The sequence below is a fragment of the Streptomyces laurentii genome, from assembly GCF_040635425.1.
Taxonomy (GTDB): domain Bacteria; phylum Actinomycetota; class Actinomycetes; order Streptomycetales; family Streptomycetaceae; genus Streptomyces; species Streptomyces laurentii.
This window is the reverse complement of record NZ_JBEYHT010000001.1, coordinates 20892-35467: the sequence shown is the minus strand read 5'-3', so window position 1 is coordinate 35467 and position 14576 is coordinate 20892. Positions and strand designations below refer to the sequence as shown.

At 73.3% G+C, this 14576-nt stretch carries 13 protein-coding genes; 7 read left to right on the top strand and 6 right to left on the bottom strand.

The features are described 5' to 3' along the window. The first annotated feature begins 385 nt into the window (after window positions 1-385). Together ABZ693_RS00180 and ABZ693_RS00175 are read left to right on the top strand one after the other, a co-directional pair. A complete protein-coding gene (locus tag ABZ693_RS00180; RefSeq protein WP_359872106.1) occupies window positions 386-3454 on the top strand; it encodes a DEAD/DEAH box helicase in 3069 nt (1022 codons plus the stop codon). 82 nt (window positions 3455-3536) lie between these two features. Beyond that, a complete protein-coding gene (locus ABZ693_RS00175) occupies window positions 3537-4526 on the top strand; it encodes an alpha/beta fold hydrolase (RefSeq protein ID WP_359871611.1) in 990 nt (329 codons plus the stop codon). On the opposite strand, the gene ABZ693_RS00170 is transcribed toward ABZ693_RS00175, so the two are convergent. Beyond that, the gene (locus tag ABZ693_RS00170) at window positions 4438-5277 is read right to left on the bottom strand and encodes an NYN domain-containing protein (RefSeq protein ID WP_359872104.1); all 840 of its coding nucleotides are present in this window, start codon (window positions 5275-5277) and stop codon (window positions 4438-4440) included. The genes ABZ693_RS00175 and ABZ693_RS00170 overlap by 89 nt on opposite strands. A gap of 224 nt (window positions 5278-5501) precedes the next feature. Between ABZ693_RS00170 and ABZ693_RS00165 the strand changes: the two genes are divergently transcribed. Next, window positions 5502-5654 (top strand): DUF8834 family protein, encoded by a 153-nt coding sequence (locus tag ABZ693_RS00165; protein WP_359871609.1) that lies wholly within the window; start codon window positions 5502-5504, stop codon window positions 5652-5654. Window positions 5655-5753: 99 nt separating this feature from the next. Here ABZ693_RS00165 and ABZ693_RS00160 read toward each other — a convergent pair whose 3' ends face one another. The 4 genes from ABZ693_RS00160 to ABZ693_RS00145 all read right to left on the bottom strand — a co-directional run bounded on the left by ABZ693_RS00160 (window position 5754) and on the right by ABZ693_RS00145 (window position 9285). After that, entirely contained in the window at window positions 5754-6359 is a 606-nt protein-coding gene (locus ABZ693_RS00160) for a MarC family protein (RefSeq protein ID WP_359871607.1), read from the bottom strand. A gap of 217 nt (window positions 6360-6576) precedes the next feature. Next, the gene (locus tag ABZ693_RS00155) at window positions 6577-7437 is read right to left on the bottom strand and encodes a PHP domain-containing protein (protein WP_359871605.1); all 861 of its coding nucleotides are present in this window, start codon (window positions 7435-7437) and stop codon (window positions 6577-6579) included. A gap of 285 nt (window positions 7438-7722) precedes the next feature. Then, a complete protein-coding gene (locus ABZ693_RS00150; protein WP_359871602.1) occupies window positions 7723-8364 on the bottom strand; it encodes a DUF6758 family protein in 642 nt (213 codons plus the stop codon). A gap of 330 nt (window positions 8365-8694) precedes the next feature. Further along, window positions 8695-9285, bottom strand: coding sequence for a suppressor of fused domain protein (locus ABZ693_RS00145; protein ID WP_359871600.1), 591 nt, complete (start codon window positions 9283-9285; stop codon window positions 8695-8697). 471 nt (window positions 9286-9756) lie between these two features. On the opposite strand from ABZ693_RS00145, the gene ABZ693_RS00140 reads away from it, so the two are divergent. Together ABZ693_RS00140 and ABZ693_RS00135 are read left to right on the top strand one after the other, a co-directional pair. Further along, a complete protein-coding gene (locus ABZ693_RS00140; RefSeq protein ID WP_359871598.1) occupies window positions 9757-10914 on the top strand; it encodes a magnesium and cobalt transport protein CorA in 1158 nt (385 codons plus the stop codon). 54 nt (window positions 10915-10968) lie between these two features. Beyond that, the gene (locus ABZ693_RS00135; protein WP_359871596.1) at window positions 10969-11484 is read left to right on the top strand and encodes a hypothetical protein; all 516 of its coding nucleotides are present in this window, start codon (window positions 10969-10971) and stop codon (window positions 11482-11484) included. A 16-nt stretch (window positions 11485-11500) separates the two neighbouring features. On the opposite strand, the gene ABZ693_RS00130 is transcribed toward ABZ693_RS00135, so the two are convergent. Beyond that, window positions 11501-12346 (bottom strand): hypothetical protein, encoded by an 846-nt coding sequence (locus tag ABZ693_RS00130; RefSeq protein WP_359871594.1) that lies wholly within the window; start codon window positions 12344-12346, stop codon window positions 11501-11503. A gap of 235 nt (window positions 12347-12581) precedes the next feature. Here ABZ693_RS00130 and ABZ693_RS00125 point away from each other — a divergent pair, with 235 nt between their 5' ends. Continuing rightward, complete coding sequence (locus ABZ693_RS00125; RefSeq protein WP_359871592.1) at window positions 12582-13901, top strand: magnesium transporter MgtE N-terminal domain-containing protein; 1320 nt, start codon at window positions 12582-12584, stop codon at window positions 13899-13901. Beyond that, window positions 13894-14568 (top strand): DUF1003 domain-containing protein, encoded by a 675-nt coding sequence (locus ABZ693_RS00120; RefSeq protein ID WP_435842302.1) that lies wholly within the window; start codon window positions 13894-13896, stop codon window positions 14566-14568. Before ABZ693_RS00125 ends, ABZ693_RS00120 begins: the two co-directional genes overlap by 8 nt. Window positions 14569-14576 lie beyond the last annotated feature (8 nt).

The following is a 14576-nucleotide window of genomic DNA, read 5'->3' as shown; positions in this document are numbered from 1 at the left end:
GGGGTACAGTGGTAATGCGCCTGCTGAGTATGCGGACAAGTTTTCGCACGTTCGGACGTACCCAGGAGGCCGACTCATGAATGAGGATGCCCGGTCGGTGGCCCGATCGGCTCCGGCCCGACAACCCTTCCGGCGGACCCGCGGAAGGGCCCCTCAGCGGCACGACGCTCGAGCGACGGCAGTGGTCCCGCGCCCTACCGGGCGGTGATCCTCGCGATCCCGCCGACGGATTGCGGCACGGTGAGACCCCCTTCGTTCGCCTCGCGCCGCGTCTCACAGAAGAGGCAGCACCCTGAGTACGACTTTCCGAGAGCTCGGGATCCTTCCCGAGACCGCCGAGGCCCTCGAAGCCGTCGGCATCGTGACCCCCTTCCCCATCCAGGAGATGACGCTCCCGGTCGCCCTGTCCGGCACCGACGTCATCGGCCAGGCCAAGACCGGTACGGGCAAGACCCTCGGTTTCGGCCTCCCCATCCTCGAGCGCGTCGTCGTCCCCGCCGACGCCGAGGCCGGGCGTGCCACCCCCGAGGAGCTGACCGAGGCCCCGCAGGCCCTCGTCGTCGTCCCCACCCGTGAGCTGTGCCAGCAGGTCACCAACGACCTGCTGACCGCCGGCAAGGTGCGCAACGTGCGCGTCCTCGCCATCTACGGCGGCCGGGCCTACGAGCCGCAGGTCGAGGCGCTGCAGAAGGGCGTCGACGTGGTCGTCGGCACCCCGGGCCGCCTGCTCGACCTGGCCGGCCAGCGCAAGCTCGACCTGTCGAAGATCAAGACGCTCGTCCTCGACGAGGCCGACGAGATGCTCGACCTGGGCTTCCTGCCCGACGTCGAGAAGATCCTCAGCATGCTTCCGGCGAAGCGTCAGACCATGCTGTTCTCGGCGACCATGCCGGGCGCCGTCATCGGTCTGGCCCGCCGCTACATGTCGAAGCCCACGCACATCCGCGCCACCTCGTCGGACGACGAGGGCGTGACCCACGCCAACATCGCGCAGCACGTGTTCCGTGCCCACAACATGGACAAGCCGGAGCTGGTCTCCCGCATCCTGCAGGCCCGCGGCCGCGGCCTCGCGATGATCTTCTGCCGCACCAAGCGCACCGCCGCCGACATCGCCGAGCAGCTGGAGCGCCGCGGCTTCGCCTCCGGCGCCGTCCACGGCGACCTCGGCCAGGGCGCCCGCGAGCAGGCGCTGCGCGCCTTCCGCAACGGCAAGGTCGACGTGCTCGTCGCCACCGACGTCGCCGCCCGCGGCATCGACGTCGAGGGCGTCACCCACGTCATCAACTACCAGATCCCCGACGACGAGAAGACCTACCTCCACCGCACCGGCCGAACCGGCCGCGCGGGCGCGAGCGGTACGGCGATCACCCTCGTCGACTGGGACGACATCCCGCGCTGGCAGCTGATCAACAAGGCGCTCGGCCTCGACTTCCACAACCCGGTCGAGACGTACTCCAGCTCGCCGCACCTCTACGAGGCCCTCGACATCCCCGCCGGCACCAAGGGCATACTGCCGCGCGCCGAGCGCACCCGTGCCGGTCTGGACGCCGAGGTGATCGAGGACCTGGGCGAGCCGGGCGGCCGTCGTGGCCGCGGCGGACGCCAGGAGCGCGAGAAGGCCGCCGAGGAGCGTCCGGCCCGCACCCCGCGCCAGCGCCGCCGTACGCGGAGTGGCGAGGGTGTCGCCGACGCGGCGACCACCACCGCTCCCGTGGCCGTGGACCAGACCACCCCCGAGGCGACCGACGGTGCCGAGGCGCCGGCCGGTCCGCGTCGCCCGCGCCGCCGCCGTACCCGTGGTGGCGGAGTCGGCGCCGGTGTGCCGGTCGCGGGTGCGACCCCGGCCCCCGCTGCCGCCCCGGTGGAGCCGGCCGAGGCTCCCGAGCCCGTGAAGACGGTGGAGCCCGCGCAGCCGGCCGCCGTCGAGACCCCGGTCGCCCCGGCCCCGGTCGTCGAGACCCCCGTCGTGGAGACCCCGGCCGCCGAAGGCCGTCCCCGCCGACGTCGTGGCCGTGGTGGCGAGGCCCGTACGGCCCCGGCGACCGCCGAGGCCGTGACCGAGACCGTGTCCGCGTCCGCGCCCGTCGATGTCGCTCCCGCCGTCACCGTCACGGAGGAGGCCCCGCGCCGCCGTCGTGGCGGGCGCGCGGAGGCCGCCGAGCCGGCCGCCCAGGCCGCTCCGGTGACCGCGCCGGCCGAGACGCCGCGCGCCGAGGCCCCCGCCGCCGAGGGTGGCCGTGGCCGCCGTTCGCGTGGCCGTGGCCGTACCGCCGAGGCTCCGGCCGCGCCGGCCGTCGCCGAGCCGCGTCAGCGGGCCGCTTCGGCGCCCGCCTCCGCGCCGCGCAAGCGTCCGGTGCGTCCGCGCCGTACGGAGGAGGGCGTGTCCTTCCAGACCGTGGAGTCGGCCGCCGCCGCGCTGGCCGCCGCCGCGGTCGTCCCGGCCCAGGCCGCCCAGGAGCGGAAGCCGGTCCGTACGGCCGCCGCTCCCGCCGCGACCGCCCCGGCCGCCGTTCCCGCGCAGGCCACCGCCGCGCCGGTCGCCGCCGCACCGGCCTCGGCCGGTCCGCGGGGCCGCCGCCGGGTCACCCGCCCGGTGACCGACACCGCCGAGCCCGCCGCCGCGCCGAAGGCCGAGGAGCCGGTGGCCCCCGTGGCCGCCGCGCCGGTGGAGGAGCCGAAGCCGGCCCGTCGCCGGGCGACCCGCCGGGCGTCGAGCCCGGTGACGTCGACCGCGGGCACCGGTGCCGTGGTGATCGTCGAGTCGGCCCCGGCCGCCGCGCCCGTCGCGGAGCCGAAGGCCGAGGCGCCGAAGGCCGCCGAGCCCCAGGCCGCCGAGCCCCAGGCGGAGGAGCCCAGGGCAGAGGCGCCGAAGAAGGCGGCCCCGCGCAAGCGGACCGTCAAGAAGGCCGTCACCGCCGAGCCCGTCGCCGCCGAGCCGGCCGCGGAGCCCGAGGCCCCGAAGGCGCCGCGCAAGCGCGCGGCCGCCAAGAAGGCCGTCGCGGAGCCGGTCGCCGAGCCGAAGGCCGACGAGGCCCCGGCCGAGGCGCCGAAGAAGGCCGCCCCGCGCAAGCGGACCGTCAAGAAGGCCGTCACCGCCGAGCCGGTCGTCGAGGCCGACGCGCCCGCCGAGGCCCCCAAGGCCCCGCGCAAGCGCGCCACCGCCAAGAAGACCGTCGCGGCCCCGGCCGCCGAGCCGGTCGCCGCCGAGCCGGTCGCCGCCGAGGCCGAGGCCGAGGCGCCGAAGAAGGCCGCGCCCCGCAAGCGCGCGACCACGAAGAAGGCGGTCGCCGCCGTGGCCCCGGACGCGTCCGAGCCGAAGACGGCGCCCCGGCGTCGTACGGCGAAGAAGGCCGTCGAGGCCGTGACCGCGGAGGCCCCGGCCGCCGCGGAGCAGCCGAAGAAGGCGGCGCCGCGCAAGCGCGCCACCAAGAAGGCCGCCGCGCCCGAGGCGTGACGGCTGCGATGACCGCACCGCGGCCCGGTTCCTCGTCGAGGGACCGGGCCGCGGTGCGTACGGCTCCGGTTACAGTCCTTTCATGAGCAAGCCCCGCTCCCTGGCGCTGCCGCCCCGCACCCGCACCTACCGGCTGTCCACCGCGCGCGGCGAGTTCGCCGTCCTCGACACGGCGCCGCCCGCCGGCGTCCCCCGGCACGGCACGGCGCTGCTGCTGCCCGGCTTCACCGGCAGCAAGGAGGACTTCCTGGCCCTGCTCGGGCCGCTGAGCGAGGCCGGCTACCGCGCGGTCGCCGTCGACGGCCGCGGCCAGCACGAGACCCCGGGCCCGCGCGGCCGGGCGGCCTACCGCCGCAAGGCGCTCGCGCTCGACGCGGTGGCGCAGGCCGCGGCGCTCGGCGACGGCCCGGTGGATCTGCTCGGCCATTCCTTCGGCGGCCTGGTGGCCCGCGCGGCGGCGGACCTCGCCCCCGAGGCGTACCTCTCCCTGACGCTGCTCTCCTCCGGCCCCGGCCGGGTCGCCCGCGGCCAGCGGGTCCGCGTCCGCGCGCTGCGCACCGCGCTCGCGCTGCTGTCGAAGGAACGGGTCTGGTCGGCGACCCGCTGGCTGGACACCCGCGGCGAGGAGCCGGGGGCGGCGGATCCGCCGGAGATCGTACGGTTCCTGCGCCGCCGCTGGATGCGCACCCGGATCGCCCAGCTCGCGGGCGCGGGCCGGCTGCTGGTCGGCGACCCGGACGGGACGGCGGCGCTGCGGGCGCTGCCCCTGCCGCTGCACATCGCGTACGGGGCGGAGGAGACGGTCTGGCCGGTGCCGGACCTGGCGGCGGCCGCCGCCCGTACCGGCGCCCATCACACGGTGGTGGCCGGCGCCGGCCACTCCCCCAACGTGTCGCACCCGGTGGAGCTGGCGGCGCGGCTCACCGCCTTCTGGGACCTCGCCGCGCGGGATCCTCGCTCGCGCGGCCTCGGCTCCCGGGACCTCAGTTCTGGCACACCATCCGCAGGTGCTGCCAGAAACCGTCGCGCAGCGCCCGGCGCAGCGGAGGGTGGCCGCGCAGCGAGCGCTTGAGCAGGCGCTCCGCCTCGGTGAGCAGTTCGCCGTCGACGGGCCCGGGCAGATACGGGTGGCCGGGCAGCAGCTCGGCCAGCCGGTCGCGGCCGCGCTCGGCGAACCAGGTGGCGGCGATGCGCGCGCCGACGAAGGCGACGTCCTCGCGGGAGGGCAGCGGCGCGTTCTCGTTCTCGTAGAGGGTGACGGGCTTGCGGGTCACGTACGGCCGGCAGAAGTCGAGGTCGAAGACGCGCTGGCTGTCGACCTCCCACAGCAGCGGGTCGGCCTGGTTGCCGTGGTCGGCGGCCTCGATGCCCCACAGGTGCACGCGCGCGCCGTAGCCCTGCGCGGCCTCGACGGCCGAGACCAGGTCCTCGTCGCCGCCGACGAGGGCGGCGTCGCTGATGGCCCGGTGCCGGGCGAGGGACTCCAGGTCGGTGCGGATGAGGGAGTCGACGCCCTTCTGCTGGTTGTTGGCGTTGAGGTTGCCGAGGCGCACCTTGACGTCGGGCAGCTCGGCGATGGCCTGCTGCTCGGAGGTGTGGATACGGCGGCGGGCCCCGTCGTACCAGTAGACGCGCAGCAGCCGGCTGTCGGCGAAGATCGTGCGCGCGGTGTCGATGAAGGCGTCGATCAGACCTTCGGCGTCGAGGTCGAAGTTGCGCCGGTCCTCGGTTCCGGCGACCAGCAGGCCGGCGGAGGCGTACACGTACCCGGCGTCGACGAAGATCGCGTGTGTCGAGGGGGTCTTCGCCACCTCGGCCAGCATGCGGCGCAGCAGCTCGTTGGTGTGCTCCAGGCGTGCCTCGACCGCGGCCAGCGCCGCCGTCCGCCCGTCGGGCGGCTCGTCCGGCCCGTCGCTCTCTACCAGCGAGTAGTTAGTCATCCGAAAAATTTCCTTAGCGTAGGGAATGTTTGGGTGGTACACCTCGTTGAGTAGGTATGTAACCCCAGTTCTCCATGTGGAGGATCACTCGACGAAGGGAGAAGCCTGTGCGCTTCGAAATCCTGCGCCTCGACGACATCGACGGTACGCCCGTCGACCGGACCGTCGTCGACGCCGCCTCCGTCAACGGGATCGTGCAGCAGGCCGCAGCGATCGGCCAGCGCATTTGGATCCGGCCGGCCGACGCCTCGGCTTCGTAGCGGCTACCGCCTTTGGACACCGCGCCCCCGCATGGACTCCGCTGACGGAATCCGTACGGGGGCGCAGTGCTGTCCGGGCCGCTCGGGGGTCGGCCGGGATCAGGTTCCCTGGATGATCTGGGTGACGCCGTTCACGATCTGCTGGACGGCGATGGCGGAGAGCATCATGCCCGCGAGCCGGGTCACCAGGACGACGCCGCCGTCCTTGATGACGCGGATGATCAGCAGCGAGTAGCGCATGGTCACCCACAGCACCACGTGCATGGCGACGATGGCGCTCCACACCGAGATCTGCTGACCGAAGCCGTCGGCGTTCTGTACGGCCAGGATGACGGACACGATCGCGCCCGGGCCGGCCAGCAGCGGCATGCCCAGGGGGACGAGGGCGACGTTGACGTCCTTGGTCTGCTTCGGCTCGTCGGTCTTGCCGGTGAGCAGGTCGAGCGCGATGAGCAGCAGGAGCAGACCTCCCGCGATCATCAGGGCGGGGACGGAGACGTGCAGATACGCCAGGATCTGCTGGCCGAGGACGCCGAAGACGCTGATGACGCCGAAGGCGACGGCGACGGCCTGCCAGGCCATCCGGCGCTGCACCTTGGTGGCGCGGCCGGAGGTCAGGGCGAGGAAGATCGGCGTGATCCCGGGGGGATCCATGATCACGAAGAGGGTCAGGAAGAGCGAGCCGAAGACGGCGACGTCGAACACGGTGTATGGGCCTTGCGGGAAAAGGGGCGAACACGACATCCGGAATGAGTGATTCCGGAAAAAGGGCGGCATGGGGCCGGGATGGGGGTCCCACGCAGGACGTCAGATCAGGGGGCCATGGCCCGGGCGCGCACCCCACCGGTCACCCCGCGGGACGGGGTGGGTGAAGGGCAGCCGGGCCGGATACGCGGAAGAGCGCGGGCCGAAAAAAGGAGGGTCAGCGGAGCCCGCCGGCGCCGGGCACCGGGAAGGCACCCGTGGCGCGGCGCGTGATCTCGCCGTAGATCTCGGGATCGGTCGTGAAGTCACCGAGGCCGACGGTCTTGCGGCTGCCGTGGTAGTCGCTGGAGCCGGTGGCCAGCAGCCCCAGCTCGCCGGCCATCCCGCGCAGCCGCGCCCGGGTCGGCTCGTCGTGGTCCATGTGGTCGACCTCGATGCCGTCGAGACCGGCCGCGGCGAGACGCGCGATCGCGGACTCGGGCACGCACTGGCCGCGCTTGACCGCCAGCGGATGCGCGAAGACCGTCACGCCGCCGGCCGCCTTGACCAGCCGGATCGCCTCGAACGGGTCCAGCTCGTGCTTCTCGACGTGCGCCCGGCCGCCGTCCGCCAGCCACTCGGGCGTGAACGCGCCCGACACATCCGGTACGACACCCAGCTCGACCAGCGCCTCCGCGACATGCGGGCGCCCCACCGAGCCGTCACCGGCGATCCGGGCGACCTGCTCCCACGTCACCGGGACACCGAGCGCCCGAAGCTTCTCGACCATGCCGCGCGCCCGCGGCACCCGGTCGTCCCGGACCAGCTCGCGCTCGGCGGCGAACGCGGGCTCCTCGGGGTCGAAGAGGTACGCCAGCATGTGCAGGCTCACCCCGTCCAGGCGGCACGACAGCTCGGCGCCGGTGACGAGCGTGAGCCCCTCCGGCAGCGCGGCGATCGCCTCCGCGTACCCGCGGGTCGTGTCGTGATCGGTCAGCGCGACGACGTCCAGCCCGGCGGCCGCGGCATTGCGCACCAGCTCGGCGGGGGTGTCCGTGCCATCCGAGGCCGTGGAGTGGGTGTGCAGGTCGATACGCACGACGCGGGACTCCAGGGTTTCGGGGCGGACGAGAGCAACGCTTCAGCATAACGGGCGAATCGAACGCCCTCGTACGGACTCGACAAACCCGACGCCCCTTACGGGGTGGGGTGGGGGACGCCAGGGGGCGGTACGGGGTGAGGTCGGGGACCGGCATGGGCGCAGAGCGTCTGCCGGTACGGGTGTGAGCGCGGCCCGCACACAAAGGCACCGGCACCGGGCACCCCGCACCCCGCACGTCACGGCGAGTCGAGTCGGGTCGGGGCGGGGCGGGGCGGGGCGGGATCAGCCCAGCAGCCTCGGCGTCAGCGCCCCGAACGGCAGCAGGTCCACTTCCGCGCCCGCGTCGCGGATGTCGGTGAGGATGAGTTCGTCGTACATGAGCAGGCCGGACTGTTCGGGCCAGACGATCGCCCACAGCCACAGGCCGCGCGCCTCGCCCGCGAAGACCGCGCGGTCGTGGGGGGCGTCGGTGACGTGCCAGAGGGGGGTGGGGCGGCCCGCGGCGAGGACCTTGACCTGGGGCGGCTTGTCGATCGACATGCCGCCGGAGCCGGGGTCGGGGCCGTCGATGCCGGCGAAGCGGGCGCCGAGGCCGACGCCCAGTTCCTCGGCGACGAGCAGCAGCTCGCCGATGCCGCCCAGGGGGCCGGGGCCCGAGCAGGCGACGGCGGTCGCGCGCCCGCCGCTGCGGTCGTCGCCGGCGTACGCGACTCCGGTGAAGAGCCATCCGACGGGCAGGGGCCACGGCATCCACACGGGCACGTGGGCCCGGTGCACCACCACGCCGAGGGCCTCGACGCTGGGCGGGATCACGGGCTGCAGCGGGTACACCGAGCCGTGTACGTCGCACTGCCAGGAGTCGGCGAAGAGACCGGGCGCCCTGACCCGGCCACCGCACTTCGGGCAACTGGGTTCGCCCCTCATAGGGCTCAACGGTCCTAGCTCTCGGGCCTCGCGTCAAGGACGATCACCAGCGATCACCCGTCCGGCCCGAAAGGTTCACCCGGGCCTGAACGCGCGGCCATGGACACGTCCCCCACCCGTCTCCCGCGCCCCACGCGCCCCGTATGTCAGCGCGCCGGAGACCCCGCGCTAGGGCCTTTCTTTTGGGTCAGGCTGGATCAGGGAGCGGGGTCCGGTGCGTGTGATCGCAAGGCGGAGGAGGGAGACAACGCGGAGCGTTGGCGACCGACGACAACGCGGCGAGCGCGCGTGCCGGGGCACGCGACCCCAGCAAGATCCAAAAGAAAGGCCCTAGTCCAGGCGTACGGACGTCCGCCGCGGGTCGCGCAGGTCCGTGCCGTTCACCAGCCAGCGCTCCTCCAGGGCCTCGGCCCCGTGCACCCGCTTCCAGGCGGCCTCGTTGGAGGTCATCGGCAGCAGCGGGAGGAACCGCACGGGGTCCATCGGCTCGTCCAGGTCGAGGTCCTCGACGAGGCCGCCCGGTTCGGCGACCAGGACGGAGCTGAAGGGCGCGCCCGGCCACAGCGGGTCACCCACGTCGAGCGAGGCGCCGGGGGCCACGATCACGCCCTCGACCTGCGGACTCGCGGCCAGGACCGCGAGCGGGCGGAGCACCTTGTCGGTGTCGGCGCGGCCGGCCCGTATCGAGAGGACCAGCTCGGCGCGGGGGCCCTTGACGGGGTCGGCGAGGACGGCCGTCGGGTCGGCCATCGGCTGGGCGGACATGCCGAGGGTGGCGTAGCGCACCAGGCCGGCCTCGGCGTCCATGAAGCGAAGCACCTCGATCCGGTCGGTACCGAGGAAGGTGACGGCGGCGCGGGCGTCCGGCTCGCCGAGGGCCATGCGCAGCCGGGCTTCGACCAGAGCGAGAATTTCTGCCATGGAGCGAGCATAAAGCGCGTATGGAACGGGCAAAGTAAGGGATTGACCCTCAGTCGGCTGATAGTCTTGGCCACTGGTCGGACTTCCGACTGCTCGTCACACGTCATCCCTCACCAGGGACCGGCCGGAGGAGGTGGGACTGCGATGGATCGAAGTCGATCGGGCAGTACCAGCCGCTCTTCCGCCGCCACACCGCCGCAGTCGTAACCCCGGCGCGGACGGTCTCCTCAGGTGGCCGGTGACGTCAGGACCCCACCGCGGTCCTCATCTCCGGCACCTCGCACGACGGAAGAGCGCCCTCGTCTCCCGAGAGCACCGCTCTCCCCCGAGAGCAGCGCTCTTCGCCCCGTCTGTTGCGAACGCCGTCACCGCGATCCCCGGTGCCGCCCGCTTTGTGGACGACATGGTTCCACGTCCCCATTCCGGGCTGTGCCACGCTCGCCGACGGCCTCTCCGTGAAGGAGTACGCCCATGTCGATGATCCGTGACCTGCGCGCCGCCGTACGCCCCTCCCTGCGGCACTCTCTTCGGCACCCGCTGCGCAAGCACACCGGCCCGGCCGCGCCCGCCTCCCCGTACGCCGGCTACGACGCCACCCGCGACCCGTCGGCGCCCACCGCCGTCGTCGACTGCGCCGTCTACCGCGACGGCCGCCGCATCGACGACCGCGACTGCCTGACGCCGCGCGGCGCGATGCAGCAGGTGCGGGAGAGCGGCGGCTTCGCCTGGATCGGTCTGCACGAGCCGACCGAGGCCGAATTCGCCGGTATCGCCGCCGAGTTCGGGCTGCACCCGCTCGCCGTAGAGGATGCCGTCCACGCCCACCAGCGGCCCAAGCTGGAGCGCTACGACGACACCCTCTTCACCGTCTTCAAGACCATCCACTACGTCGAGCACGCCGAGCTGACCGCCACCAGCGAGGTCGTGGAGACCGGCGAGGTCATGGTCTTCACCGGCCCCGACTTCGTCATCACCGTCCGGCACGGCGGCCAGGGCTCGCTGCGCAACCTCCGCCACCGCCTCCAGGGCGACCCGGAGCTGCTGGCCAAGGGCCCCTCGGCGGTCCTGCACGCCATCGCCGACCACGTCGTCGACGGCTACATCGCGGTCGCGGACGCCGTCGAGCTCGACATCGACCAGATCGAGATCGACGTCTTCTCGCCGCCCGCCAAAGGCTCCACGCGCGGCGCCGACACCGGGCGGATCTACCAGCTCAAGCGCGAGGTGCTGGAGTTCAAGCGGGCCGTCACGCCGCTGATGCGCCCGCTGCAGCTGCTCAGCGAGCGGCCGATGCGGCTGGTCGACCCCGACATCCAGAAGTACTTCCGGGACGTGGCCGACCATGTCGCGCGCGTCCAGGAGCAGGTCGTCGGCTTCGACGAGCTGCTGAACTCGATCCTCCAGGCCAACCTCGCGCAGGCGACCGTCGCCCAGAACGAGGACATGCGCAAGATCACCTCGTGGGCGGCGATCGTGGCCGTCCCGACGGCGGTCTGCGGCGTGTACGGGATGAACTTCAAGCACATGCCGGAGCTGGAGTGGCGGTTCGGCTACCCCATGGTGCTCGTGGGCATCGCCACCATCTGTTTCACCATCCACCGCACGCTCAAGCGCAACGGCTGGCTGTAGCCCGCCTGGCAGGAAGCAGGGGGTCGGGGGCCCGCCGGTCGATAGGCTGCGGGCATGACAGACGCGCTGTTCGGGTCCGCCCTCGTCGAGGAGGCCACCAGGAAGTCCGGCCTCGTCTGGGTACGGGGCCAGGCCCCGGCCGCCCGGGCACTCTGGCACGTATGGCACGAGGGCGGGGCGCTCGTCGTCGGCGACGGCCCCGGCGAGCAGCCGCTGCCCGGGCTCGTCGACGGCGCCACCGCCGAGGTCACCGTCCGCAGCAAGGACAAGGGCGGCCGGCTCGTGGCCTGGACCGCCGCCGTACACGAGCTGCCGCCCGGTACGGAGGAGTGGGACGCGGCCGTCGCCGAGCTGCGGGGCAAGCGGCTGAACGCGCCCGACGCCGAGACGATGCCCGCGCGCTGGGCGCGCGAGTGCCGGGTGCTGCGCCTCGTCCCCCGGGAGTCGACCACCGAGCTGCCGGACGGCTCGCTGGCCGCCGTACCGCTGCCGTCGGCGGCGATCACCCGTGAGCCGGTGCCGGCGGCACTGCCGAAGCTGCTGCTGAGGCGTAAGCGCCGCCGGGGCTGACCCGGCACGGGGGCCGTCAGGTACGGGGCAGCTGCTGCCCGTAGTCCACGGTCTGGCCCTCCGCGGGCTCGGCCAGCGGGAAGTCGCGGTCCCACTCGGACAGCACCACCACGCCCGCGCCGCCGCCGCGCGCCAGGCGGAGCGGGAACGGCTTGCCGTCCAGGGAGACGTCGAGGGAGCCGCCGTCGCCGTTCTGACCGCCCCGGATGTTGATGGTGCGGATGCCGCCGATCTTCTCGTGGTCGCCCTTGACCACGGTGCCGTGCAGCGCGACCAGACCGTCGAGCAGCAGCCCCATGTCGGTGAAGCCGCGCAGCTGCTTGTACGAGGGGTCGTCCTCGGGCACCTTCACGTACTTGTCGTCGAGCTTGTCGGCGGCCTGGGCCCCGCCGTCCCCGCCCTTGCCCGAACCCGAACCGGAACCGGAACCGGAACCGGAACCCGACCCTGTGCCGGATCCGGACCCCGGGCCCGGCCCCGAGCCCGACCCGGACTCCTCGTGCGCCCAGAAACCCGCGTCCGCCTTCAGGAAGAGTTCCTCCCCGACCCGCAGCAGCTCGAAGGTGCCGTTCTTCGTCGTCACCGACCCGGTGCCGCCGTCCGGCTTGAGCCGCATGTTCAGCTTGTACGTGCCGCCCTTGCTGACCAGCGTGCCCGCGAGCCGTACCGCCTTCGCCCCGTCCGCCGCCGCCTGGGCCTTCTTCTCGATGGCGGGCGCCTCGAGCTTCCCGACCCCGTTGGTCCCCGCGTCCGGATCGACTTCGTCGCCGCCGCAGCCGGTCAGCGTGGCCGCGAGGCCGGCACACAGGGCCAGGGGAAGCGCGGCGCGGCGGATGCGCGGGAACGGACGGAGAAGGGTCACCAGGGCACCTCTCTGTTCGGTGAGGGGGGACGGGGGGCCGGCGGAACCGGAGTCCGGTGGGGGCGGCCGACGGCAGCGTACCGGGGCCGGCCCGCGCGTCCCGCAGCCGCCCACGGGACGCCGTCCGGGGGTGCTGCCGAAGCGTCATAGATCGACACGGGCTAGCCTGAATCAGGCACATTCAGCGACAAGAAGGCCACAAACCGGATCATCCGGCACGAAGGAGGCGCGCGGCATGGCGGCAGGCGCCCCTCGGATCTTCGTCTCCCATCTCGCCGGCGTCCCCGTCTTCGATCCCGTCGGCGACCAGGTCGGCCGGGTCAGCGATCTGGTGGCCATGCTGCGGGTGGGCCGCCGCCCGCCACGGCTGCTCGGCATGGTCGTCGAGGTGCTGTCCCGGCGCCGGGTCTTCGTCCCCATGACCCGGATCACCGGCGTCGAGTCCGGCCAGGTCATCTCCACCGGCGTGGTCAACATGCGCCGCTTCGAACAGCGCCCCACCGAACGGCTCGTCCTCGGCGAACTGCTCGACCGGCGGGTCCGGCTCGTCGAGCCGGACGGCCGCGAGGGCGAGGAGGTCACCGTCCTCGACGTGGCCATCCAGCAGCTGCCGGCCCGCCGTGACTGGGAGATCGACAAGGTCTTCGTCCGGCGCGGCAAGGGCGGCGCGCTGCGGCGCAAGGGCGAGACGCTGACGGTGGAGTGGTCGGCCGTCACCGGCTTCTCGCTCGAAGAACACGGGCAGGGCGCGGAGAACCTGGTCGCCACCTTCGAGAACCTGCGCCCCGCCGACCTCGCCAACATGCTGCACCACCTCTCCCCCAAGCGCCGGGCCGAGGTCGCCACCGCCCTCGACGACGACCGGCTCGCCGACGTCCTGGAGGAGCTGCCGGAGGACGACCAGATCGAGATCCTCGGCAAGCTGAAGGAGGAGCGGGCCGCGGACGTCCTGGAGGCGATGGACCCGGACGACGCGGCCGACCTGCTGTCGGAGCTGCCGGAGGAGGAGAAGGAGCGGCTGCTCACGCTGATGCGGCCGAGCGACGCGGCGGACGTACGGCGGCTCATGGCGTACGAGGAGCGGACCGCGGGCGGTCTGATGACCACCGAGCCGATCGTGCTGCGGCCGGACGCCACGGTCGCCGACGCGCTCGCCCGGGTGCGCCAGCAGGACAACTCCCCGGCGCTCGCGGCGCAGGTGTACGTGTGCCGGCCGCCGGACGAGACGCCGACCGGCAAGTACCTGGGCACGGTGCACTTCCAGCGGCTGCTGCGGGACCCGCCGTTCACGCTGGTCGGGGCGCTGATCGACAGCGATCTGCCGCCGCTCGGGCCGGACACCCCGCTGCCCGCCGTCACCAGCTATTTCGCCGCGTACAACCTGGTCGCGGCGCCGGTGGTGGACGAGAGCGGCTCGCTGCTCGGCGCGGTGACCGTGGACGACGTCCTCGACCACCTGCTGCCGGACGACTGGCGGGAGACCGAGTTCCACGCGCCGCACGAGCGCGCGGAGCGGGAGCGGGCCGAACGGGACGAGGGGGTGCGCGGTGGCTGAACGGACGCAGGACCGGGACCGGGAACGGGACCGCGAGCGAGAGCGCGACAGGGACCGCGAGCGCGACCGGGAGCGGGCCCTGCCCCGGATCCGGCTCGACCAGCCCCGCATCCGTCGCGCCCGGCTGCTGCCGGAGTACGACCCCGAGGCGTTCGGGCGGATGTCGGAGCGCATCGCCCGCTTCCTGGGCACGGGGCGGTTCATCGTCTGGATGACGGTGATCATCATCGCCTGGGTGGTGTGGAACGTGTCCGCGCCCCGGGAGCTGCGCTTCGACAACTACCCCTTCATCTTCCTGACCCTGATGCTGTCGCTGCAGGCCTCGTACGCGGCCCCGCTGATCCTGCTCGCGCAGAACCGGCAGGACGACCGGGACCGGGTCAATCTGGAGCAGGACCGCAAGCAGAACGAGCGCTCGATCGCCGACACCGAGTACCTGACGCGGGAGATCGCCGCGCTGCGCATGGGCCTGGGCGAGGTGGCGACCCGCGACTGGATGCGCTCGGAGCTGGAGGACCTGCTCAAGGAGCTGGACGACCGGCACGGGAACGGACACCGGGACGGCGGCCGCGAGGGGCCCGGGAACCGGCAGGGAGAGCGACAAGGACGGCACGGCGGTCTATTCCCGTACGGGGACGGGAAACGGAGTGATCTACCCGACCGCTGACGGGGCTT

What these genes read in the sequence shown, in the direction of transcription:
- ABZ693_RS00180 (WP_359872106.1), top strand. Translation starts at nt 386, where the DNA reads ATGACGCTCCCGGTCGCCCTGTCCGGCACCGACGTCATCGGCCAGGCC.
- ABZ693_RS00175 (WP_359871611.1), top strand. Translation starts at nt 3,537, where the DNA reads ATGAGCAAGCCCCGCTCCCTGGCGCTGCCGCCCCGCACCCGCACCTAC.
- ABZ693_RS00170 (WP_359872104.1), bottom strand. Translation starts at nt 5,277, where the DNA reads ATGCTGGCCGAGGTGGCGAAGACCCCCTCGACACACGCGATCTTCGTC.
- ABZ693_RS00150 (WP_359871602.1), bottom strand. Translation starts at nt 8,364, where the DNA reads ATGAGGGGCGAACCCAGTTGCCCGAAGTGCGGTGGCCGGGTCAGGGCG.
- ABZ693_RS00145 (WP_359871600.1), bottom strand. Translation starts at nt 9,285, where the DNA reads ATGGCAGAAATTCTCGCTCTGGTCGAAGCCCGGCTGCGCATGGCCCTC.
- ABZ693_RS00140 (WP_359871598.1), top strand. Translation starts at nt 9,757, where the DNA reads ATGTCGATGATCCGTGACCTGCGCGCCGCCGTACGCCCCTCCCTGCGG.
- ABZ693_RS00135 (WP_359871596.1), top strand. Translation starts at nt 10,969, where the DNA reads ATGACAGACGCGCTGTTCGGGTCCGCCCTCGTCGAGGAGGCCACCAGG.
- ABZ693_RS00125 (WP_359871592.1), top strand. Translation starts at nt 12,582, where the DNA reads ATGGCGGCAGGCGCCCCTCGGATCTTCGTCTCCCATCTCGCCGGCGTC.